The sequence below is a fragment of the Peribacillus sp. R9-11 genome, from assembly GCF_031345095.1.
In the GTDB taxonomy this organism is placed as follows: domain Bacteria; phylum Bacillota; class Bacilli; order Bacillales; family DSM-1321; genus Peribacillus; species Peribacillus butanolivorans.
Map to the genome: position 1 here is coordinate 1,781,802 of NZ_CP133763.1, position 23,614 is coordinate 1,805,415.

General features: G+C 40.9%; 22 protein-coding genes. All 22 read left to right on the forward strand.

The features are described from left to right. Positions 1 to 112: 112 nt before the first annotated feature. The gene (locus RE409_RS08610; RefSeq protein ID WP_309558819.1) at positions 113 to 2,491 is read left to right on the forward strand and encodes a hypothetical protein; all 2,379 of its coding nucleotides are present in this window, start codon (positions 113 to 115) and stop codon (positions 2,489 to 2,491) included. Next, positions 2,488 to 3,423, forward strand: a complete 936-nt coding sequence (locus RE409_RS08615) for an ABC transporter ATP-binding protein (protein WP_056526687.1) — start codon at positions 2,488 to 2,490, stop codon at positions 3,421 to 3,423. The genes RE409_RS08610 and RE409_RS08615 overlap by 4 nt, the downstream gene beginning before the upstream one ends. Further along, entirely contained in the window at positions 3,420 to 4,271 is an 852-nt protein-coding gene (locus tag RE409_RS08620; protein ID WP_201181466.1) for an ABC transporter permease, read from the forward strand. Before RE409_RS08615 ends, RE409_RS08620 begins: the two co-directional genes overlap by 4 nt. Beyond that, the gene (locus RE409_RS08625; RefSeq protein WP_201254409.1) at positions 4,268 to 5,848 is read left to right on the forward strand and encodes a hypothetical protein; all 1,581 of its coding nucleotides are present in this window, start codon (positions 4,268 to 4,270) and stop codon (positions 5,846 to 5,848) included. Before RE409_RS08620 ends, RE409_RS08625 begins: the two co-directional genes overlap by 4 nt. Before the next feature lie 7 nt (positions 5,849 to 5,855). Next, positions 5,856 to 6,860 (forward strand): AAA family ATPase, encoded by a 1,005-nt coding sequence (locus tag RE409_RS08630; RefSeq protein WP_201181464.1) that lies wholly within the window; start codon positions 5,856 to 5,858, stop codon positions 6,858 to 6,860. Between the two features lie 68 nt (positions 6,861 to 6,928). Beyond that, positions 6,929 to 7,723, forward strand: a complete 795-nt coding sequence (locus RE409_RS08635; RefSeq protein ID WP_242485303.1) for a DUF58 domain-containing protein — start codon at positions 6,929 to 6,931, stop codon at positions 7,721 to 7,723. Positions 7,724 to 7,732: 9 nt separating this feature from the next. Then, positions 7,733 to 9,496 carry a VWA domain-containing protein gene (locus RE409_RS08640; protein WP_309558820.1) on the forward strand — a complete coding sequence of 588 codons (1,764 nt, stop codon included), beginning with the start codon at positions 7,733 to 7,735 and terminating at the stop codon, positions 9,494 to 9,496. Continuing rightward, positions 9,486 to 12,272 (forward strand): VWA domain-containing protein, encoded by a 2,787-nt coding sequence (locus RE409_RS08645; protein ID WP_309558821.1) that lies wholly within the window; start codon positions 9,486 to 9,488, stop codon positions 12,270 to 12,272. Before RE409_RS08640 ends, RE409_RS08645 begins: the two co-directional genes overlap by 11 nt. Before the next feature lie 107 nt (positions 12,273 to 12,379). Next, the gene (locus RE409_RS08650; RefSeq protein ID WP_056526708.1) at positions 12,380 to 12,712 is read left to right on the forward strand and encodes a putative DNA-binding protein; all 333 of its coding nucleotides are present in this window, start codon (positions 12,380 to 12,382) and stop codon (positions 12,710 to 12,712) included. Positions 12,713 to 12,723: 11 nt separating this feature from the next. Continuing rightward, the gene (ffh, locus tag RE409_RS08655) at positions 12,724 to 14,064 is read left to right on the forward strand and encodes a signal recognition particle protein (protein ID WP_053345298.1); all 1,341 of its coding nucleotides are present in this window, start codon (positions 12,724 to 12,726) and stop codon (positions 14,062 to 14,064) included. 153 nt (positions 14,065 to 14,217) lie between these two features. Further along, complete coding sequence (rpsP, locus tag RE409_RS08660) at positions 14,218 to 14,490, forward strand: 30S ribosomal protein S16 (protein WP_053345299.1); 273 nt, start codon at positions 14,218 to 14,220, stop codon at positions 14,488 to 14,490. A gap of 13 nt (positions 14,491 to 14,503) precedes the next feature. Then, positions 14,504 to 14,734, forward strand: coding sequence for a KH domain-containing protein (locus RE409_RS08665; RefSeq protein ID WP_053345300.1), 231 nt, complete (start codon positions 14,504 to 14,506; stop codon positions 14,732 to 14,734). 224 nt (positions 14,735 to 14,958) lie between these two features. Next, positions 14,959 to 15,345 (forward strand): YlqD family protein, encoded by a 387-nt coding sequence (locus tag RE409_RS08670; protein ID WP_053345301.1) that lies wholly within the window; start codon positions 14,959 to 14,961, stop codon positions 15,343 to 15,345. 10 nt (positions 15,346 to 15,355) lie between these two features. Beyond that, on the forward strand, positions 15,356 to 15,874 hold the full coding sequence (gene rimM / locus RE409_RS08675) for a ribosome maturation factor RimM (protein ID WP_053345302.1): 519 nt from the start codon (positions 15,356 to 15,358) through the stop codon (positions 15,872 to 15,874). Then, a complete protein-coding gene (gene trmD, locus RE409_RS08680) occupies positions 15,874 to 16,608 on the forward strand; it encodes a tRNA (guanosine(37)-N1)-methyltransferase TrmD (RefSeq protein WP_201249820.1) in 735 nt (244 codons plus the stop codon). Before rimM ends, trmD begins: the two co-directional genes overlap by 1 nt. 130 nt (positions 16,609 to 16,738) lie before the next feature. Continuing rightward, entirely contained in the window at positions 16,739 to 17,086 is a 348-nt protein-coding gene (gene rplS, locus RE409_RS08685; RefSeq protein ID WP_053345304.1) for a 50S ribosomal protein L19, read from the forward strand. Positions 17,087 to 17,305: 219 nt separating this feature from the next. Beyond that, entirely contained in the window at positions 17,306 to 17,866 is a 561-nt protein-coding gene (lepB, locus tag RE409_RS08690; protein WP_309558822.1) for a signal peptidase I, read from the forward strand. Between the two features lie 17 nt (positions 17,867 to 17,883). Then, positions 17,884 to 18,756, forward strand: a complete 873-nt coding sequence (gene ylqF / locus RE409_RS08695; protein ID WP_053345306.1) for a ribosome biogenesis GTPase YlqF — start codon at positions 17,884 to 17,886, stop codon at positions 18,754 to 18,756. A 190-nt stretch (positions 18,757 to 18,946) separates the two neighbouring features. Then, positions 18,947 to 19,732, forward strand: coding sequence for a ribonuclease HII (locus RE409_RS08700; protein WP_116821772.1), 786 nt, complete (start codon positions 18,947 to 18,949; stop codon positions 19,730 to 19,732). 17 nt (positions 19,733 to 19,749) lie between these two features. Next, complete coding sequence (locus RE409_RS08705) at positions 19,750 to 21,666, forward strand: hypothetical protein (protein ID WP_309558823.1); 1,917 nt, start codon at positions 19,750 to 19,752, stop codon at positions 21,664 to 21,666. Then, complete coding sequence (locus tag RE409_RS08710) at positions 21,663 to 21,935, forward strand: EscU/YscU/HrcU family type III secretion system export apparatus switch protein (protein WP_201181453.1); 273 nt, start codon at positions 21,663 to 21,665, stop codon at positions 21,933 to 21,935. The genes RE409_RS08705 and RE409_RS08710 overlap by 4 nt, the downstream gene beginning before the upstream one ends. A gap of 511 nt (positions 21,936 to 22,446) precedes the next feature. After that, a complete protein-coding gene (gene sucC, locus RE409_RS08715) occupies positions 22,447 to 23,607 on the forward strand; it encodes an ADP-forming succinate--CoA ligase subunit beta (RefSeq protein WP_053345310.1) in 1,161 nt (386 codons plus the stop codon). The last annotated feature ends 7 nt before the right edge of the window (positions 23,608 to 23,614 follow it).

Below are 23,614 nucleotides of genomic sequence, written 5' to 3' on the forward strand. Positions count from 1 at the left end.
TTTTTTTGCGCATCTCCATTACTTTTTGAAATTCGCTTTACTTTTTTCCTAAATACTGTATACTTTTTCAGTATTTGGTCGTCTATTTAATTAAAGAAAAGGGGGAGTCAGGTTGTTCAGAAAAATACAGGGAATAGCTGCTTGTTTATTACTTTTCAGCATATTTTTACATATGTTGGCGCCACAGGCAGAAGCAGTTGACCCGAAGATTAAAATATCGATTGAACAAGGTTTTGATGGATACATAAAGCGTTCAATGGCAATGCCAATGAAAGTGCAAATTGAAAATAAAGGAGAGGCCTTTAGCGGTACGCTTATGTTTCAATTTCAATCCACTTATGAGTACGGTGGGGCACAGGCCCTAAAAGTAGAGTTGCCAAAGGGAAGTTCGAAAACCTATTCGATTTCACTTCCGGGCTACACAGATGATAATTACAATGGAAACGTATTGAATAAGTCGATTTATCTCTATGAGGGAGATTGGCAGAATGGTAAAGAAGTAGACTATTCAGGTCCAAAGATATTAACACCGAAATATTATGATGAAAGTCAGGACATAATTGGTGTATTAAGTCAAAAGTACGACCGGTTGACTGAATTAAGGGTTTTGCCATCAACAGACTCCACGATGATTGAACTGACAAAGGAAGAACTACCAAGTCGTTCTATGGGCCTTGAAATGTTAAGTTATTTGATTATTGACGAATATGGAATAGCTGCTTTGGATGCAGCGCAGCAAGAAGCGTTAAAAGGCTGGATCAAATCCGGGGGTATTTTAATTGCTGGAGCATCACCAAATGGAGCACAGCAATATGGATCCATTTATGATCTTCTACCGATGAAAATGGATAAAGAGGTTAAGCTTGAAACTGCCCTTTTTGCCAAAAAGGAAAAGGATAGGCCTTCCTTTAGCTATATACCTGGCTTTATAGGTGATGTAGAGAAGGGAGCGGAAATTCTCACAAAAAGCGGTGAATTTCCGGCAGTTGTGAAAAAACAGTACGGCAACGGGGTAATTGTTCAAACAGGCTTTTCACTTGGAGACCAGCCGCTAGCTTCATGGAAAGGGTATGGTACCTGGCTTGAAAAGATTTTAAATCAGGCAGACATAAACTCATTTTCTTCAACGGAAAATTTCTTGGAGCAGGCGCAATGGGAATTGAATGAGCCCAATAGCTATTTTGATGATACTACCTTATCGATCGGACAATTATTATTTCTACTGTGTGCTTATATCGTAATTATTGTACCTATTTTATATGTAGTTTTGAAAAAAATCGACAAAAGAGAGCATGCATGGTGGATTATTCCTTTGATTGCCTGCATCACGTCAGTCTTGACTTTTACTGTCGGGGCGAAAGACCGTCTTGCTCAGCCGCAACTGAATCAACTCGGAATCTATCATTCTAAGGATGGTCAACTTGTCGGGCTTCAATCTGATGTCCTCCTCTCCAATAAAGGTGGGGATTATGCACTGTCTTTCCCAAAAAATGAGATGACAGCTTTGCCAATGACGCAGGAAAGCTTAGGAGGAAACATTAAACGGTCACCAATCCTTGAGGAAAAAGCGGTAGATACAGAACTTATCTTTCCAAACGTTGAATATTGGTCAACTCGGTCATTACTTGGAAAAGTTTATAAAGGGAATGTTGGTCAATTCAAGACTGATTTGACAGTTGAAAATAAAACCTTGACCGGAACGATTCATAATGAAACACCATATGACTTTAAAGAATTGCTAATCATGTCAGGCCAAGAAAGAATTAATCTTGGTAAGTTAAAAAAAGGGGAAACGTTAACGGTTAAAGAAAAGTTGAAGGGAGACTTCTTGATTGAGCCTTATGCTGTGACATCAGGACCGATGAATAACTGGAACGCAGGACAAAAAATAGACCTCGATAAAATCCGAAGAGATCAATTGCTTTATGTAACGGAAACTTTTTTCTTTAGCGGGGTAAATGCCGGTACCGACCCTGTCATTGCTGGGGTGACCAGTGATTCAATAGTCGATATTAAAGTATCGAAAAAGCCAAAAAAGAATATAGATAATCTTATTTTTCAAACTTTCGAACCAGAAACAATTTTTTCTGGTGATGTAACCCTGTCGAAAGAAATGTTCAAAAGCTGGGTGGATGTCATCCGCGGTTCTTATGATGAAGAAGCAGGAATCGGAGAACATTGGTTTGAAATAGGTGAATATGAATATATCAGTCAAGTTCCTTTAATCATGAAAGATCATTCGTTTAAAGCGAAGCAATTGTCGATTAAGTTCAGTAAACAAAAAATTCAATATGAACTCTATAACTTTTCAACTGAAAAATATGAACCTATACCTGCTGAAGAACGGTCTATTTCGATTGAAGGACAAGAAGAGATCTCTTCTTATATTTCAAAAGAAGGAGATATTCAAATTAAGATAATTAAAGAAAGGGAAGACGATTCAAGTTTAAGGGTGCCGGAAATCAATGTAAAGGGAGAAGTGACGAAATGATAGAGATTTTACAGTTAACGAAGAAGTATGGCAATTTCACCGCATTGGATCACCTGGACCTGCAAATTGACAAAGGAACCGTGTTTGGATTCGTCGGACAAAATGGTGCCGGAAAGTCAACGACCTTTTCCATCTTGGCTACCCTTCTTGCTCCAACGTCAGGTACCGCCTATATTAATGGCTACAATATTTCGAAGGAGCCAAAACAAGTGCGCAGCCAAATCGGTTATATGCCTGATTTCTTTGGGGTGTACGATCAATTGAAAGCTGAGGAGTATTTGGACTTTTATGGTGCTAGCTATGGAATTCCCCTGTCGGAACGGAGTAAACTGATTCCTCAGTTACTTGAACTAGTTAATTTATCCGATAAACGTGAGTCTTATGTTGACTTGCTTTCGCGTGGAATGAAGCAGCGACTATGTTTGGCACGGAGCCTGATCCATGACCCGGAGGTGCTTATTCTTGATGAACCGGCGTCGGGCCTTGATCCACGTGCTCGGGTGGAAATGCGTGAGATATTAAAAGAGTTAAAGAATATGGGGAAAACGATTTTGATTTCATCACATATTTTACCGGAGCTTGCTGAGATGTGTGATGTACTTGGCATTATCGATCAAGGGAAATTGAAAGCGCAAGGAACTGTTGCAGAAATTCAGCATAAACTTCAAGGCGAAAAGAGTCTTATCGTAAAAGTACATCAGGATGTTGAGCGTTCCATTGCTTTTTTTGAAGACAATCCTGACATTAGTCAAATCAGCGTCCATCTTGATGGGGAAACGATTCAGTTTTTATTCAAAGGAGATGCATTTGCCCAACAAAAACTGTTGAAGTCTTGCATGTTACAGGATTTGCCCATTGTCTCATTTGCTGAAATTGAGACGGATCTTGAGGACGTATTTATGGAAATTACGAAAGGGGTCGAACTGTCATGAAAAGCTGGCTGATGAATCCTGTCTTAAATAAAGAATTTAAACTGCGGTTTCGCTCTTTCAAAAGTTTTTTAGGTGTTTTATTTTATGTTCTTGCTATTGGAGCTATCGTCATTGGCATGATCTTTATCCAATCGCTATCCAATATAGGGGGGCATATTGATCCTGATTCAAGCCGGTCGATGTTCATATTTTTAGCGGTAGTTCAGTTAGCTTTGATTCTTTTCATTACACCAGGGCTGACAGCTGGGGTCATTTCCAGTGAGCGAGAGCGACAGACCTTGAATATTCTATTGACGACGTCGCAAAGCTCCGCGGGTATTATTTTCGGAAAGTTAATTTCATCCATTTCCTATTTGTTATTGTTAGTGGTTGCTAGTTTGCCGCTATATAGCATCGTGTTTTTATTTGGCGGAATTTCACCCGCACAACTTTTAATGGTATTAGGGTTCAATGTTTTTACTGTCATCGTGTATGGCAGCATAGGCGTACTTTTCTCTACACTCGTACGTAAAACAATAGCCGCGATGGTAACCACTTATGGGGTCACATTGTTTTTAGTCGGGGGAACAGCCCTATTGACTTTGCTTTTCTCCAGCATGGCTTTAGGATTGCAGGGAAATTCTGTTACACCTACAACAAACCCTCTGCCTTATATAGCGGCTATGCTTAATACACCAATTGTCATGATCGGTTTCATCGAACCTACATACTCCGAGGAAATCCAGAAGTTAGCGGGCATTGATTTCCCCCTATGGGCTGCACATTTGATCTGCTATACCTTACTGTTAATCGGCGCCGTTTTACTTAGCGTAAAGAAACTTCGGGTCGGTATGAAGGCTAGACGATGAAAAAGGAAAAAATAAGTGATGAAAGTCAGTTTCTCAAACTTCTAAAGCCAATTCAACAGCAACTTTTAATACAGTTGTTGCTGAAAGAGGGGCAGCTTCTGCTCCTTGCTGTGGCTGTATGGTCATTTTTGCTGTTGTTTATAGCTCGCATAATGGTAATTCCGTTTATTTTACGTTACTTTTTCATAGGTTTAATATGTCTGTTAGCATTTTTTCTATATAGAGTCGTAAAACGGAAACCAGACAAAAAGATGGCAGCTTTGTTGTTTAATAAATTTGTTCCGGATGACAGAGTCGTAACAGGGTTTGCTTTTTTAGGAAACGCTGGTGAACTTGAAACGCTGCAACTTCGAGATGCAATCCGTCATATGAAAATCCATCAAGAGAAAGTACTAAGCCGGAAGAAAAGGTGGTTCTATCCTAAATGGTTGACGTCAGCATTGTGCTTAGCGGTATGTGTGCTTCTGTTCATTTTTTATCCAAACAAGGAAATGAAAGAAGCACAGAAGTTGGAAAAAGAAGTGAAGATTGTTGAAGAAGTGAAAAAAGAGCTTGAAAAAAAAGCGAACGATTCTAAAGAACCGGCAGTTGAAAAGGCATTGAAAGAGGTAAAGAAAAAAATGGCCCTTGAGAAAGATGGCGAAAAGGCGCTTGAGGCCCTCGCTAAACAATCAAGTGAGCTGCAATTAAAAGAGGTGAAGCAAAAAGAAAAGCAAAAACTCCTTGAAGAATGGCAGGAACAGACGAAAAAATCAGGATTTTCCGAGCTTGCAAAGGCACTTGCACAAAAAGATATGTCTAAGGTTGAAAAGGAACTGCAAAAGTTGAATGAAAAGTGGGATGAGCTTCCTGATGAGCAAAAACAGGCACTCGAGAGTTTGACAGAGCAGGAGAATCCATTAAGCGAAGAAGAATTAGAGGCACTAATCAAACAGTTGGAGGAAGCAATGAAGTCAGCTGAGCTTGTAAAGCAGCTAGCTGAGGCCAACCAAGCGGTCCACCAAGCGGGAACGCAACTTCAGAATCAACTGAGTCAAAATGGAATGCCTTCTTCTCAACTAGCCTTTACTAATAACAAGGGAGCACAGGGGAGCAAGGCTGCCAACCAACCATTAGGTCAGCCCTCAACTTCAGCTTCTCCAAACGGGCAGCCTAATTTACAGTCAGGTAACTCGGCTCCAAATCAACAGGGTCAAGGCGGACAAGGACAACAAGGGGGTCAAGGAGGGCAACAAGGCGTCGGACAAGGCCAACAATCAGGACAAGGCGGTAATGGCGGTGGCGGGAAAGGAGGCACTAAAGGCGGAAAGGGTCAAGGAACGAGGGAAATGCTGACAATTCCCGAAATGACTGATGGGAAACAGAATACAGAAACCGATAACGGCCAGCTTGGTGAGGGAAGTGGCGAGGAAGAGGAGGCAGATGGCCCTGTATTAAAGGGGAATCTTCGAAATTATGAAGAGGTCTATCAGCAGTATGAGAATTCTTATCGCCAAAGTACTGAGAGGCTCAGACTGCCGTCAGATTTAAATAATCTTGTCAAAAATTATTTTAACAAGCTTGATCCGGAAAGGTAGTGGGAAAATGAACGAGAAAGAACAGCAATTTAATGAAGCAGCAGTGCTGATTGATAAGGTCAAGCAGGAGATTTCCCGTTTCATCGTTGGACAGGAGGAAGTGACCGAGCAAGTTTTATGGAGTATTTTTGCCGGCGGCCATGTGCTGCTTGAAGGGCTACCGGGACTCGGAAAAACGATGCTTGTTCGGACGATATCAGAATGCATGGATTTAGAGTTTTCCAGGATTCAATTCACACCGGATCTAATGCCATCCGATATTACGGGAACGATGTTGTTACAGCCTGATGAAGACGGGAAGCAACAATTTATTTTCCATGAGGGGCCGCTATTTTCGCATATCGTCCTTGCTGATGAAATCAACCGGGCGACACCAAAGACCCAAAGCTCGCTACTTGAGGCAATGGGTGAGAAAACTGTGACCGTGATGGGAGAAACGAAACAGCTTGAACAGCCGTTCTTTGTGCTTGCGACCCAGAATCCGATTGATATGGAGGGGACATATCCACTTCCTGAAGCACAGATGGACCGGTTTATCTGCAAAATTCATGTCAGTTACCCATCAAAGGAGGAATTGAAGCAGATTGTTCTTAGAACGACTGGCAAAGAAACCATAAGGATTGAAAAAGCAGCTTCAATTGAGGATGTCATTTTTTTGCAGAAACTCGTAAAAGAGGTACTTGTCTCAGATGAAATGCTAGATTATGCGGTTTCCATTATTGCCAGTACTCATCCAAATACAGAGGAATCTCCGGAAGTAGTCCAAAAGTATGTGCAATTTGGAAGTGGCCCCCGTGGACTGCAAAGCTTAATAAAAATGGCAAAGGCAAGAGCTCTGTTTGCAGGACGCTATCATGTTTCTGCTGGAGACTTAAAGCAAACGGCTTATCCTGTATTAAGGCATCGACTTTTACTCAACTTTGAAGCGGAAGCAAGCGGGGTGCTGGCCGATTCCATCATTGCTGAAGTCGTTGAATCGGCTTACAAATTAGGTAAAGGACTTTCAGTGTGATGGGTTCTTATGCTTTTTTAGAAAGATTGCAGAAAAAAAGATTACTTGTGAAAACACGGAGACGTGGGATGCATAAAGGTTCAAGGAAATCGAGTGCGTTTGGCACCTCCCTTGAATTTTCCGATTTCCGGGCCTATCAACCAGGAGATGACGTTAGGCAAATTGATTGGAATGTCTATGGACGAACACAAAAGCATTATATTAAACGGTTCCTCGATGAACAAGAGTTGTCGGTAGCTATATATTTGGATGTGACCTCGTCGATGCGTGCTCTCCCGGATAAATGGGAGCTGGCACGCCAGCTTGCAGCTTCGTTAAGTTTTGTCGTCCTTGCTGGTGAGGACCGGCTGGCCTTTATTCCAGTTGCGTCCAAGACTGCCCATCCGATTCGCCGAAAGGGAGCGGTTCACCGAAAAGGCGTTTTTCGGGAGATTGCTGGTTTAGAAGATACCGAGAAAAGTGGTCATTTTTATGATCAGTTGGGCAAGGTAATGTTGAAGAATCATCAGCTGTCAATCATTATTTCCGACGGTCTTGAGCCCCTTGATAAAGTGGAGGCGACCTTGAGGAAAATGCGTTCTGCAAAACAAGAAATCTGGTTCATTCAATTGTTGGGAAAAGAGGAACTAAATCCTGCTTTTAACGGAGACTTAAAACTGGTCGACAGTGAAATGGATACAGCAGTCAACGTAAGCATCCATCCTTCGCTCATTGGAAACTATCAGACTCGTCTTAACAAACATAACCAAAAGCTTGAAGGGGTATGCCGAAGTTTTGGCTGCCATTATATTCTTATCAGTGCTAAAACTGATATACAGACGATTTTATTTCAAGACTTTCCACGCCATGGGCTAATGAATTGAGGTGAAGATATGCATATTTCTAATCCGCTCTTTTTTCTATTAATAATCTTTATCGCTGCCGTGATTTTGTTCCATTTTTTCCGGAAGCAATATGAAACGACAACGATTTCATCCAATTTATTATGGGAGCAGGTCCTGAATGAATGGCAAGCTTCCCCATGGCTTCATAAATTGCAGCATAACCTTTTATTCTGGCTACAGATTCTTGTGCTTCTTCTCCTCATGTTTTCGTTAGTCCGTCCCTTTTGGTTTCAAAAAGGAATTCCGGGCGATCACCTTATCCTTATAATCGACACATCCGCTACAATGAGTGCAAAAGATGGGGAACTTACCCGTTTTGAAAAGGCTAAACAAGAATTGATGGAGATGCTTAAAGAAGTAGATAATCAAGAAGTGACTATCATAGAAGCTGGTCAAAAGCCCATCATCCGTGCTAATCATGAGACTAACCACGCTGTACTGAAAAAACAAACAGCAGCATTAGAGTTAACGTATGATCATGAAAATATTGATAAAGCACTGAAATTAGCGGACTCACTTTCCAACGGAAAAGAAACGGTCATCCATCTTTTTTCTGATAGGGTTGTGAAAGATGACCTTAGCGGGCTATCTGAAAATATACCGATTGATGTACATAATTTCAGTAGTCAAAATGACAATCTGTCATTACTTTCATTTGGTACGGCCAACCGCAAAGAAGGCATTACCGGAGTGGCTGTCGTTGAAAATCAAACCAAGAAGGATAAAACCCTAGAATTCCAAGTTACGAATGGAAAAGAAGTTCTTTTTATCAAAAAACTGTCTGTTAAAGCCAATAGTGAGAAAACGGTCGATATTCCAGTACTCAAAGAAAAGCCTTATTACACGGCTTCCATCAATGCGAATGATAATTATTCCGCTGACAACGAAATGACGGCTATTCAATCGGCGATTTATGAAAAGGTTTATGCAGTCGGAAATGTGAATGCTTTTCTCATTAATGCTCTTGAAACAATAGGGCTTGACGTCATCCAACTTGAAGATAAAGAAAAAGTTAGAAAGGATGGGGTTGTGATTGCTCAAGGGATGGAACTAGAAGAACTTGGTTCATATCCGCTGCTATTTGTGAACGAGGCTAAAAAAGGAAAACAAAAATTAACAGAAAAGCTGTTAGGAACGGATGATCCCTTGATGGAGTATGTTCAAACAGAGAAAATTTATATTGAATCAACATCCCCTCCTATCAATAAACAATGGACAAATGTACTCGTAAGCGGCGACCTTCCACTCATTCAAAAAGGAACATATCAAGGCCAACCAATCATTGCCTTGAACTTTTCTGTTGCTGATAGTGATTGGCCGTTGCAGCCGGGTTTTCCAATCTTTTTATATAACTCATTTCAATGGCTGACACAGCAAACGAATTTTCTGGGGTACTACCAGCCTGGTGAAGAAAAGTGGTTGAACCTTGGGAAGGATACACAAAAACTAGCTATTTTCTCTGAGTCTGGAAATAATCTCTATTCCGTAGACTTACAGAAAGAAGGTTTTAAGGCTCCAAGTATGCCTGGTACATACGAAGCAGTATCAGGAGATCAGGTGTTTTATTTTTCCGTGTTGCTTGACGAACGTGAAAAAGAAATCATCTCTGCTCCTTCATTCAGTATAAATTCAAAATCGACCGAAATGAAAGTGGTATCCGATAATAAACAGAATTTTTTATGGTATTGGCTAGCATGTGCGGCCCTTCTACTGTTGATGTTTGAATGGGAGGTGTATCGTCGTGGGCGTTGAGTTTACCTATCCTCTGATTTTTCTATTACTCATTCCCTGTGCAGGACTTATTTATTTTTATCTCCTTAAATCCCGACATCAGGCTAAGCGAAAGGAAACGACGGTGGTTGCGGTACTGCGGTCCTTGATCTTTTTACTCATCATCTTAGCTCTTACAGTTCCGCAAATATTACTGCCTCTCAAGGGATCTACGGTCGTTTTTTTAGTCGATCGTTCTGCAAGTGTCAAAGATTCGGAAGCTAAAACGCTTGCCTGGATTGAGAAAAGCACGGAGGAAATGGATAAAGATGACTCGTTTGCGGTGGCTGCATTTGGTGACAGTGCTGTTGCCGAGCAGGCAATGACGACAAAACATTCATCCACTACTCAATATAGTGGCAAAGTTGATGAAGATGCAAGCCGTTTAGAGTCTGGAATTCAGTTTGCCTCATCGCTTATTCCGAGTCACTCAAGCGGCAGGATTGTGCTTTTTTCGGATGGTAATGAAACTTCCGGCAATGCCGTGGAAGGGGCAAAATTACTAAAGAACAAAAACATCGAACTCGATGTGATCCCTTTAATTGAGGAGGCTGGCGAGGACATTGCTCTCAGGAATTTAACGATACCTCCTTCCTTATATCAAGGAGAAAAAACGGAGCTCTCTTTAGAAGTGGATAGTAATTCAGCAAAAAAAGCGACCGTTCGTATTTCACTGAACGATCAGGAAATTATCAAAAAAAACGTGGATGTAAAGGAAGGGTCCAATTTATACACATTTAACCATACTGTAGATGATACAGGTTTACAGGTATACAAAGCTGAAATCATTGCCGAAAAGGACACCTTTACGGAAAATAATCAGCTACAGGCGATTACGAAAGTAAAAGGGACGCCAAAAATTCTGATTGTCGAGGCAGAAGGGACCGGTCGGATTGAAAAAATTCTGAAAGGAAGCGGACTGATTGTTGAGACGACCGTACCAGAAAAGTTGCCGACTACATTATCTGGCTTTTTACAGTATCAATCGATTGTGTTTAACAATGTTTCCGCAACCTCTGTCACGGAAAATCAGATGAAATTAATCGAACAATCCGTCAAGGAATTCGGCAATGGGTTCGTGATGACTGGAGGAGAAAATAGTTTCGGACTTGGAGGGTATTTCAAGACTCCAATTGAGCATCTGCTACCAGTGGACATGGATATCAAAGGAAAAAAAGAAATGCCTTCGCTCGGATTAATGATTGTTCTCGACAGGTCAGGCAGTATGGTTGGCAACAAGCTTTCATTAGCAAAAGAAGCCGCGGCCCGGTCCGTAGAGCTTTTACGTGAGAAAGATACCTTCGGGTTCATTGCCTTTGATGACCGCCCTTGGGAAATTATCGAAGCCGGTCCACTCACGGATAAGGAAGAAGCCATGGGGAAAATCCGTTCGCTTGCTCCAGGAGGTGGTACGGAAATCTACAGTTCTCTTGAGATGGCGTATAACAAGTTAATGGATGAAAAGTTACAGCGTAAGCATATTATTTTGTTGACGGACGGTCAGTCAAATACTTCTAGCGATTATGAAGCATTAATCGAAGACGGGAAGGAAAAGAACATAACACTTTCAACGGTGTCCATTGGCAGCGATGCCGATAAGAACTTGCTCGAGGACTTGGCCGATTTCGGAACGGGGCGTTTTTACGATGTCACGGATGCCTCCTTAATTCCGAGCATTTTATCACGTGAAACGGTGATGGCAAGCCGTACATATATCGAGGACAATCCGTTTTATCCATCCATACAGGATACTCCTGAATGGAATGGCTTGTTTAATGATGGAGTACCTAAGATGAATGCATACATCGCGACAACGACGAAACAGCGTGCTTTCCTGCCGTTGGTCAGTGAAAAAGAAGATCCAGTCCTCGCTCAATGGCAATATGGAATGGGGACAACGGTGGCCTTCACTTCGGATCTAAGTGGCAAATGGTCTGGCGATTGGCCTGCTTGGGGTAAGTGGGGCTCTTTCCTCAATCAATTGGTCACAATCACGCTTCCTAAATTCGAAAGTGAGCCATATACTCTTACACAGGAAAATAGTGGTGAAGAAACCGTGATTATGCTAGAATCAGCCTCACAAAACAACTTGCCTTTATCTGCAAATGTGGTTTCGGAAAATGGACAAATAGTTGATGCGAATACAAAACTCGTCGCTCCCGGGAAATATGAAATTATTATTCCGAAGCAGTCTGGTATGTATTATATCAGTGTAAAACAGGAAAACAATGAGGGTGGTACGAACCTGTATCAAACAGGTTTCACTGTGCCCTATTCAGAAGAGTACCTGCAGCAAGGTCTAAACAAGTCGCTTATCAAGGAATTGTTGGCTGTTTCGGGTGGCCAGGAGTTGAAAACGGAGGCTCAGGCATTCCGTGATTTACAGACCACATCCAGACAAAAGCAAAGCATTAGCCATTGGCTTCTATTAACGGCGTTCCTACTTTTATTTGTAGAAATTACAATACGGCGTTTTGGCTTGCATAGAGTTATGCACCTATTTGCAGGAATTCCTAAAAAGACAGGAAGTAGATCATTAAAATCGGCTGAAACAGTCAAGAAACTGAAAACTGTGCAAGAAGCGACACATAAAACACGTATAACAGGGAAGGCAAACCTGAAATCAGAGTCTAATAATCAATCTGTAAGACCAGTGACAGAACGCAGGAAACAGAACCAATCTGAAAAGAAATTAACCGAATCAGAACGAGAGAGCCAGATGAAACGCCTTCTGGAAGCGAGAAAACGAAAAAAATAATGCTTTCCAAACAAGTGGTAAGGAGTTTAGCTTGACATCAAATAGGCAACGCTATACAATATAAACTTGTAAAGGGTTTTCACTTAACAGCAGGGAGGCTTGCTAAGATGCTTGAAAAGACAACGCGGATTAACTATTTGTATGACTTTTACCAATCGTTGTTAACAGAGAAGCAGCAGAGCTATATGTCCCTCTACTATCTGGATGATTACTCTCTTGGGGAGATTGCCGATGAATACGAAGTGAGTAGACAGGCAGTCTATGATAATATAAAAAGAACAGAAGCAATGCTTGAGGAATACGAAGCAAAGCTATTGTTATTTCAAAAATTTCAAGAGCGTAACCAGTGGATTGCGAATATGAAGGAACTCATAGAAAAGGAATCCTTTTCAAAAGAGAAGCTGCTTGACGCAATCACAACGCTTGAGAAGTTGGATTAGGAGGCGGCAATATGGCATTTGAAGGATTGGCCGACCGACTGCAGAGCACGATGCAAAAGATCCGCGGAAAAGGGAAGGTCAACGAAGCAGACGTTAAAGAAATGATGCGTGAAGTTCGATTGGCCCTACTTGAAGCGGACGTTAACTTTAAAGTCGTGAAGGAATTTGTAAAGCGTGTAAGTGAACGTTCGGTAGGCCAGGAAGTGCTAAAAAGCTTAACCCCCGGTCAACAGGTAATTAAAGTAGTTAAGGAAGAATTGACGGAGCTGATGGGCGGCGAACAGAGCAAGATAGCCGTTGCCTCGAAACCACCGACTGTCATTATGATGGTAGGGCTTCAAGGGGCAGGTAAAACGACAACCACCGGAAAGCTTGCCAATCTTCTTAGAAAAAAATACAACCGCACGCCATTGCTCGTTGCGGCTGATATTTACCGTCCGGCGGCGATTAAGCAGCTTGAAACACTTGGCAAACAATTAAGCATGCCTGTTTTTTCCCTTGGGGATCAGGTCAGTCCTGTTGAAATTGCCAAACAGGCGATCGAAAAAGCGAAGGAAGAACATCATGATTATGTGTTGATTGATACCGCAGGTCGTCTTCATGTTGATGAAAACCTGATGGGCGAACTGAAAGATATCAAAGAATTGACCAAACCGGATGAAATCTTCCTCGTTGTTGATGCGATGACCGGGCAGGATGCTGTCAATGTGGCCCAAAGCTTTAATGAGCAGCTTGGCCTGACTGGGGTCGTATTAACGAAACTTGATGGGGATACACGTGGTGGTGCGGCACTTTCGATTCGTTCAGTTACCAACACGCCGATTAAATTCGTCGGTATGGGTGAAAAATTGGATGCACTTGAAGCATTCCATCCAGAACGGATGGCTTCAAGAATCCTCGGTATGGGTGATGTATTAACCCTTATCGAAAAAGCACAGGCCAATGTAGATGAAGAAAAAGCGAAAGAATTAGAGAAAAAGATGCGTACCGCTACTTTTACCTTTGATGATTTCCTTGAGCAACTTGGTCAGGTGCGTAATATGGGACCGCTTGATGACATTTTGAAAATGATTCCTGGTGCGAACAAAATGAAAGGGATGGATAACCTTCAAATCGATGAGAAACAGATCGGTCATGTTGAAGCTATCATCCGTTCAATGACAACGCAGGAAAAGGAACATCCAGAAACCATGAATGCATCCCGCAAAAAACGGATTGCCAAAGGAAGCGGCAGATCTATTCAAGAAGTGAACCGTTTACTAAAGCAATTTGAAGAAATGAAAAAGATGATGAAACAGGTTACAAACATGCAAAAAGGGAAGAAAAAGGGATTCAAATTCCCGTTCATGTAAGGTTTATTTTAGGTCGAAACGAGGCGTAAATACAGGCTGAAGCCATGTATTTCAACACTTTTTTTACCTGTTAAGAAAAAAACCTTTACAAACATACAAGACATTTGATATTATACTATCTTGTGTGAAACTATTCGGAGGTGCTTATTTAAAATGGCAGTAAAAATTCGCTTAAAACGTATGGGAGCTAAAAAATCTCCTTTCTATCGTATTGTAGTTGCAGATTCTCGTTCACCACGTGACGGACGTTACATTGAAGTTGTAGGAACTTATAACCCGGTGACTCAACCAGCTAAAGTTGACATCAACGAAGAGCTTGCTCTTAAATGGTTACAAGATGGAGCTAAACCATCTGATACAGTTCGTAACTTATTCTCAACACAAGGCATCATGGAAAAATTCCATGTTGCAAAAAACAGCAAGTAATCGACGGTAGTTGATGAAAGCTTTAATTGAAACAATTGTTTCAGCACTTGTGGATTATCCGGAAGAAGTCATCGTGACTTCGAAGGAAGAGTCCGACCGAATTGTTTATGTCCTCTCCGTTCATAAAGAAGACATGGGCAAGGTCATCGGTAAACAAGGGCGTGTTGCTAAGGCGGTTCGGACTGTGGTATATGCAGCAGGATCCTCACAGCAGAAGAAAATCTATTTGGAGATTTCCGAATAAGGAGGGCTAATACCCCTCCTTTTTTTGTACTTCAAGAAAGTTGAATTCCGACTTTAATCATATTCAAATACGACTCGGAGTTTAAACTTTACGCCTTTTTAAGACGCATCTTTTACCGATTTACGTTATACTTAAGAGAATGACCCCCATTTTTCAAAAAGATTACCCTATCATACATATTTTTTGAATGAAATAAGAAATCATAGATAATAGGAGGTGCTGGAATGAAAATTCTCCAAAATGTAATCGTTAACCAAGTATTAACGGAATCCAGCAAGAATCAGCTCCTCGAGAAGTACAAATCAAAACGTCTACAGCTTCAAAAAGAGAGTGAACAGCTTCGTTTTGAACTGAAAAAACTTGAAAAAACTAGGAACCTTCAGCCCGCTAGTCTCCGTGCTCATTTTGAAAAAGAAATAAACCAAAGGCAAGAAAAAATCAAACTGCTTGAATTTCAAATGGAACAGTTGGAAATCCTTCCTACTGGAAGCGAACTGAAGGAACGGGAAGTTCAAAGTATCATTGAGGTAGAAATTGGGGCAGATTGGGACGAACTTATGACAACGAAGACTATTGTCATTAAAGATGGAATCGTCTCGGAAATTCGTTAGAGGTGAAAGAATGGAAAATTGGTTTAATGTAGGTAAAATTGTCAACACACATGGTCTTTTAGGTGAAGTCCGTGTTATTTCATCAACAGACTTTCCGGAAAAGCGTTTCAAAGTAGGCAATACGCTGTATTTATTTAGAGAAACAGAGAAAAAGCCTTTGCCACTTATTATCAGGTCGCATCGCAACCATAAAAACTTTAACTTATTGACGTTTGAAAACTACTACAACGTCGGTCAGGTCGAGGCTTTCCGGAATGGAGTCTTGAAAATTAAGGAAGCTCAGCTAGGTAAATTGGATGAAGGTGAATTCTACTTCCATGAAATCATCGGCTGTTCGGTGTTTACAGATGAAGGTGTAGAAATAGGGGAGATCATTGAGGTTCTAACGCCGGGCGCCAATGATGTTTGGGTCATTAAGAAAGCTGGCAGTAAGGATATTTTAATTCCATATATTGATCAAATTGTGAAAGAAGTAGATATATCTGCTAAAAAAGTTATCATCACACCGATGGAAGGGCTTTTAGACTGATGAAAATCGATGTACTTTCGCTATTTCCAGAAATGTTCGAAGGGGTATTTGGCTCGTCAATTTTAAAAAAGGCCGCAGAAAAACAGGCTGTCAGCTACAATGTGACCAATTTTCGTGATTATGCAGACAATAAGCATTCGACAGTAGATGATTATCCGTATGGTGGCGGTGCAGGGATGGTATTGAAGGCACAACCCATCTTTGACGCCGTAGAAGCCCTTAAAGGGCACGCTGAGCAAAGGCCACGAGTTGTCTTGCTATGTCCACAGGGAGAGCGTTACACGCAGAGAAAAGCTGAAGAGTTTGCGAAAGAAGATCATCTTATTTTCATTTGCGGACATTATGAAGGGTATGATGAGCGCATCCGGGAGCATATTGTCACAGATGAAATATCAATAGGTGACTTTGTGCTTACAGGTGGTGAATTGGGTGCTATGGTTATTATAGACAGCGTTGTTCGCTTGCTTCCGGGCGTGTTAGGAAATGTAGACTCCCCGATTCTTGATTCATATTCTTCTGGTTTGTTAGAGCATCCCCATTATACTAGACCTGCAGATTTCAGGGGAATGAAAGTTCCTGATACGCTTATATCCGGTAATCATAAAAAAATCGATGAATGGCGGATGAAAGAGTCATTACGCAGGACGTGGAATCGACGACCGGATTTGCTCGAAAGCTATGAACTTTCGAACGTTGAAAAAAAATTATTGTCAGAGATTCAAAAAGAAGACTGATGTCTATTGCATCAGCATCTAGAGTATGATAGGATATACCTTGTGACTTGGGCAAAATGCTCAGTCTTATAACGATGTTCCGCTGCAAACAATTAGTATTTGTAAGAGCGTCCAGGAGGAGTTGAAATCGATGCAAAATCTTATTAACGATATCACAAAAGAACAACTTCGCACAGATCTTCCATCATTCAGACCTGGTGACACAGTACGTGTACACGTAAAGGTTATTGAAGGAACTCGCGAACGTATCCAGTTGTTTGAAGGCGTTGTAATCAAACGTCGTGGCGGCGGAGTTAGTGAAACTTTCACAGTACGTAAGATTTCTTACGGCGTTGGAGTGGAACGTGCTTTCCCTCTTCACACACCAAAAATTGCGCAATTAGAAGTTATCCGTCACGGTAAAGTACGTCGTGCGAAACTTTATTACCTACGCGAACTTCGTGGTAAAAAAGCACGTATTAAAGAAATTCGTCGTTAATTCTTCGAATATCTCTATGCGGGTTTGCCATGATTCACATATGGTGAGTAACCAAACAGTATTATGCAAAAAAGGAGCTTGTTTAACAGGCTCCTTTTTTTGCACTTGAAGAAAAAATAATCGCTCATCAGGGTGAAGACTATAAAGAATCCTGCTCGCTATAGCGTCCGCGACATGTTAAAATAATTGTTGATATGCTTTCTAAAAGGGTGGGTAAGGATGACGAAAAAGAAAAATGAATTGTGGGAATGGACTAAGGCGGTCATAATCGCGGTTATAGCAGCCACGCTGATTCGTTATTTCCTCCTGGCTCCGATTGTCGTGGACGGCAATTCCATGATGCCGACATTAAAGGACACGGACCGCATGCTCGTAAATAAAATCTCCTATTCAATTAGTGAACCGAAAAGATTCGATATTATTGTTTTTGAAGCCCCTGAAGGCAAGGATTATATAAAACGGGTCATTGGGTTACCAGGCGAAAAAATAGAATATAAAGATGATACGCTTTACGTGAATGGAAAAGCCTATGCAGAGCATTACTTGGATGAATATAAAAAGCAGTTGATTGATGGCGGGGCTTTGACAGAACCATTTACATTAAGCGATGTTATAGAACAAGAAACCGTGCCTGAAGACCATCTATTTGTCTTAGGAGATAATCGCCGTTTTAGTAAGGACAGCCGCCATATTGGCGTTGGTGTTGTTCCTTACTATAAGGTGTTAGGTAAAACTAAATTAGTTTATTGGCCGATTGAAGATTTTCGATTGGCGGAATAGTAGGAAGGTTGATTCCATTGACAATACAGTGGTTCCCTGGCCATATGGCCAAAGCAAGAAGGGAAGTAACAGAAAAATTAAAACTGATCGATATCATCTTTGAACTTGTGGATGCCCGGATTCCTGCATCTTCACGAAATCCGATGATCGATGAAATCATACAGCATAAACCAAGGGTTATCCTTTTGAATAAGGCTGATATGGCTGATCCGGTAAAAACCAATGAGTGGCTTGAGTATTATAAATCACAAGGTAAAACGGCAATCGCTATTAACTCACAGGCAGGAAATGGCTTAAACCAGATTACAGCTGCCTCTAAGAAACTTTTAAAAGAAAAGTATGATCGGATGGAATCAAGAGGAATTAAGCCGCGTGCGATTCGTGCTATGATTGTCGGTATTCCGAACGTAGGGAAATCTACTTTAATCAATCGTCTTGCTAAAAAAAACATTGCAAAAACAGGGAATACACCTGGTGTTACGAAAGCACAGCAATGGATAAAAGTAGGAAAGGAATTAGAACTTCTGGATACTCCGGGGATCCTCTGGCCTAAATTTGAGGATCAGGAAGTTGGCTTAAGACTAGCGCTAACAGGAGCAATCAAAGATACGATTTTAAACTTGCATGAAGTTTCTTTATACGGCCTTCGCTTTTTGGAAAGAGAATATCCGGATCGTTTGAAATCCCGTTATAATCTGGATGTAATTCCTCAAGAAACGCTAGAACTATTTGATGCAGTTGGAAAGTTCAGAGGTTGTCTAGCATCTGGGGGCTTTATTGATTATGATAAAACCGCAGAATTGGTCGTTCGAGAAATCCGTTCTGAAAAGATGGGGCCGCTCACGTTTGAGCTACCGATAGAAAAAGAAGAAGAAAATACCCCCGAATAACTTCTTTTGAGGTTAGAGAACACAGACATGATTCTTAAAAGGAATGTCTGTGTATAGGGTTGATACGGAGCTGGAGGTAGATGTCAAAAGGTTTTTTTACCTTTTGATGTCTCTTTTCCGCTCCGTATTTTTGTTTAAGCTGTAGAAATGAAACAAGACTGCCGATAATTAAAATGATAGGTGATAAATGATGAAAACTGCCATGAGTATAAAAGAAATCTCTTCAAAATTAAAAACAGTAAGCGAGCCAGAAGATTCGTTCTTAAAAGAATGCCAGGAGGATGGACGAAAAGGAGTAACAGACTTAGTAAGTAAATGGCAAAGAGCCTATGAAAAAGAGCTACAGGTAAAGAATAATTTTATGAAAATGACGGAGTTTGAACGGGAGTTGCGAAAACAGGGATTTTCAGTTCTTGCCGGTATCGATGAAGTAGGAAGAGGGCCGCTAGCGGGACCGGTTGTGACTAGTGCAGTTATTTTACCTGAATCTTTTTATCTACCAGGGCTAAATGATTCTAAGAAAATTCCTGAGTCAAAGAGGGAACTATTTTATGAGACTATCTTAAAGGAAGCTGTATCCATCGGGGTGGGCATTGTACATAGCGAAGAAATTGATGAAATCAATATATATCAAGCTACGAAAAAAGCCATGATTGCGGCGGTGAACAATCTTTCAGAACTCCCGGATCATTTGCTGATTGATGCGATGGAACTTGAAGTGCCGATTCCTCAACTTTCACTCATAAAGGGAGATGCAAGAAGTATTTCTATCTCTGCTGCCTCTATTATCGCTAAGGTGACACGTGACAGGATGATGAAGGGATATGGGGAAGCGTATCCAGAATACGGATTTGAAAAGCATATGGGGTACGGGACTAAACAACATTTAGAAGCACTCGATAATCACGGGCTTACACCTTGGCATAGGAGGAGTTTTGCACCTGTAAAGGAAATCGCCGCACGAACGAACGATTAAGAGAGAGGGCGAGAGAGATGCAATCGATAACAAGCGGTCAATCCGTGTCGTCACCCATTGAAATAAAGGGAAGTACGAGTTTGAAAAACGGACAAATCCTTTTCGGAAAAGTGAATAGGATTTATCCTAACCAAATAACGGAAGTGCAGATTGGCCATCAAAAAATGATTGCCACACTCGATATCCCACTTCAGGCTGGAGAAATGTATTGGTTTCAAGTACAGCAGCCAAATGAGGGGAAGGTTGTGTTAAAAGTACTGGATTCTCCGAATGTGAACTTTTCTAGTTTAAAAGGAGCGGCTGCACAATTGCTCTCTCATCTTGGCATATCTCCAGAACCGGAGGCAGCCAGCCTTGCCGAGTATTTACTGAAAAATCAACTCCCAATTACAAAGGATACTTTTATGTCTGCTTTGCAATGGGTAAAAACTGCTGATGCAAAAGAATATGGCCTGTCTATCATCAAAAGAATGTTCCTTCAGCAATTACCTTTTGTTGAAGAAGTATTTGTAGCGTTGTTAGCACAAGCAAAAGGCGAACCTTTTCACAAATTGCTCAGTGGCCTGCAGCAACAATTAAAGGACAGTGATTCGGAAACATCAGTAAAACTAAAAGGCGTATTAGACTCGTTACATGTAGCTAAACAGGATCAGCTTCAACAAACTGGTCTACAGAAACTTGTTACCACTTGGATCGATTCCAGTGCATCACCTGAATTGAAAACCGGGGCATTCTCCCTGCTTCAAAAGACTGGTTTCATTCCAATGGGGATTACTGAGGCTGGCTTTTTGGAGAAATTAGTTGTCGAATCGGCGGAAATATCAGGATCTACTAAGAACTCAGTGACTGATAAACTACAACAGGGACTGCAATTGCTATCTGATGCAAAAAATGGAACGTTGGGGAAAGTTGAAAAGGTCGAATATAGTCTAAATCGGTTATTGAACGGTCTTGATTATGTAGAAGCAGAAACGTCTACTGATACGAAATCAATTCAGCAAAAAACCATTTCTACAGAAGAACTGTCCGCTCTTGCTTCCCGCTTGCTTGAGCGTACGTTTGCAGAAGCATCAGTCGGAAATAGAATAGCGGGTGCCGAAATAGAGGTAAATGACCTAATAGCCCATTTAAATAAGGATACAGAGAAAGTTACCGAGTCGAAGGGGAAAGTGACAGAACTGTTGATTCAATCGCTTAAGCGACGTCCTGAGGCGCTCTCCGTTACGAATGCTGAGAAACTAGTGCTTACACAAGTGCTGGAAACTGAATTTCAAACAATCGATTTCACGAATGGTGCCTCTGTTGCGCAACAACTTAAAGAGTGGACGAAGATGCTTGGACTACAGTTGGAACATGCTCTTGCTAATATGCCTGGAGATGGTTTGGAAGATTTAATAAAGGATTTAGAGACCCTCAAACCGTTGCTACTTAAACTTCTGAACGAGCAAAATCCGGCATCCGTTAAGGAACTGGCAGAACAAATTTTGAATCGAATTACTGCTCAACAGGTTTTTTCGCAGGAAACGGGCCCCTTGCAGAACTTACTCCTTACATTGCCTCTTAATCTTGGGTCTTCTCAAACGGACTTAACGTTGCAATGGAGCGGAAGGAAAAAAAAAGATGGCAAGATAGACCCCGATTATTGTCGAATCCTGTTTTATTTAGAGTTAGAACGTCTTAAGGAAACGTTCATTGACATGCAGGTTCAAAACCGTGTCATAAAAGTGACGGTCATTAATGAGTATAGTAAAACAATAGAAGCAGCCGCCGACAATTATCTTACACTGTTGAAGGCGAATCTGGAAAAAATGGATTACAGATTATCCGGAGTTTTATTTGAAAATCCAGTGAGCAAAAAAAATACTGACACGAAATTTAAATCCGCCCTTTTTTCAGAAAAAGAATCATATAGTGGGGTGGATATTCGGATATGACGAATGAAAAACGAAAAGAAGCGATCGCTTTAAAATATGACCCGGAGATTTCGAAATCCCCTGTCATCTTGGCAAAGGGGAAAGGTAAAACTGCAGAAAAGATTCTAGATAAAGCAATGAAACTGAATATCCCTGTTCAAAAAGATGAGTCGTTAATCTCCCTTTTGGGGCAATTGGATATTAATCAAACGATTCCGGAAGAATTGTATGAAGCGGTTGCAGAGGTATTTGCGTTTGTTTATAAAGTTGACCGGGACTTGAATCGGTAAGATTCAAATTATTTGGGTTGATTTATGTGAATTTATGGTTGGTTTATGTAGAATTTTAGGAAATGCACTTAAAAATTTTTATTATATTAAAAACATACTAAACTATCAGAAAAAGGATAAAGCTACGGTTTTGTCCTTTTTCTTTTTCTGAAAATTTAAAATTTTTTAGAAAGATAACTATAATGTTTCAGAAAAAGATAGATGAAAAAAATGATGAAAAAAGGCTTGTAAACAAAGTGTTTATACTAAATGAAAAATGGAATGGCTATTTTTAGAATGGAGATTTCGGACCGGGATAAATACTATTTTTAAAAAATAAACATATTAATGGACTATGTTTTTTCCATTTTATACACCGACCTAGAAGTATATTGTAATAATTTTTTTAAAATATTACGAAAGAAAATCATGCACGAAGGAGAATTTTGTTGTAATATGATAGAGAAAACACGCATTAAATATAAATGTTGTTTTTTGGTAGTTGGTTTTTAGTAGATAAGGAGGATGGGAAATGAATATCCATGAGTATCAGGGGAAAGAGATTTTGAGACAATACGGGGTATCTGTTCCGAATGGCCGGGTTGCCTTTACTGTTGATGAAGCAGTAGAAGCAGCGAAGGAGTTAGGTACAGATGTTGTTGTCGTCAAAGCTCAAATTCATGCGGGCGGCCGCGGGAAAGCCGGCGGAGTTAAGGTAGCAAAGAATCTTGACGAAGCGCGTACATATGCAGAAGAGATTCTTGGTAAAACGCTGGTGACCCATCAAACAGGACCTTCAGGTAAAGAAGTTAAGCGTTTACTTATTGAAGAAGGCTGCGACATTACGAAGGAATATTATATTGGACTGGTCCTTGACCGTGCAACAAATAGTGTGGTATTGATGGCTTCTGAAGAAGGCGGAACGGAAATTGAGGAAGTTGCTGAAAAAACTCCAGAGAAAATTTTCAAGGAAGTGATCGATCCGGTTGTTGGTTTAACTGGCTTCCAGGCACGAAGAATCGCTTTCAATATCAACATTCCGGCTTCACTAATAAATAAGGCGTCTAAACTGATGGTCAACTTATATACAGCATTCGTTGAAAAGGATTGTTCAATTGCTGAAATCAACCCATTAGTTGTGACAGGCGACGGCAATGTAATGGCACTAGATGCAAAATTGAATTTCGATGATAATGCGATTTACCGCCATAAAGACATTGCGGAGTACCGTGATCTAGATGAAGAAGATGCTAAAGAAATTGAAGCATCCAAACACGGTCTTAGTTACATATCGCTTGACGGAAATATCGGTTGTATGGTTAATGGTGCGGGGCTTGCAATGGCAACGATGGACATCATTAAACACTATATGGGAGACCCGGCTAACTTCCTTGACGTTGGGGGCGGAGCTACAGAGGAAAAAGTTAAAGAGGCTTTCAAAATCATCCTATCTGATCAAAAAGTAAAAGGTATCTTTGTAAATATCTTCGGAGGAATTATGAAGTGTGACATCATCGCGACAGGTGTCGTAGCTGCTGCAAAAGAGCTAGGCTTGGATGTCCCTCTTGTGGTCCGTCTTGAAGGAACGAATGTGGATCTTGGGAAAAAGATTTTGAAAGAGTCTGGTTTAAATATTACGGCTGCTGAATCAATGGCAGATGGAGCACAAAAAATAGTATCACTTGTAGGATAATAGGCAG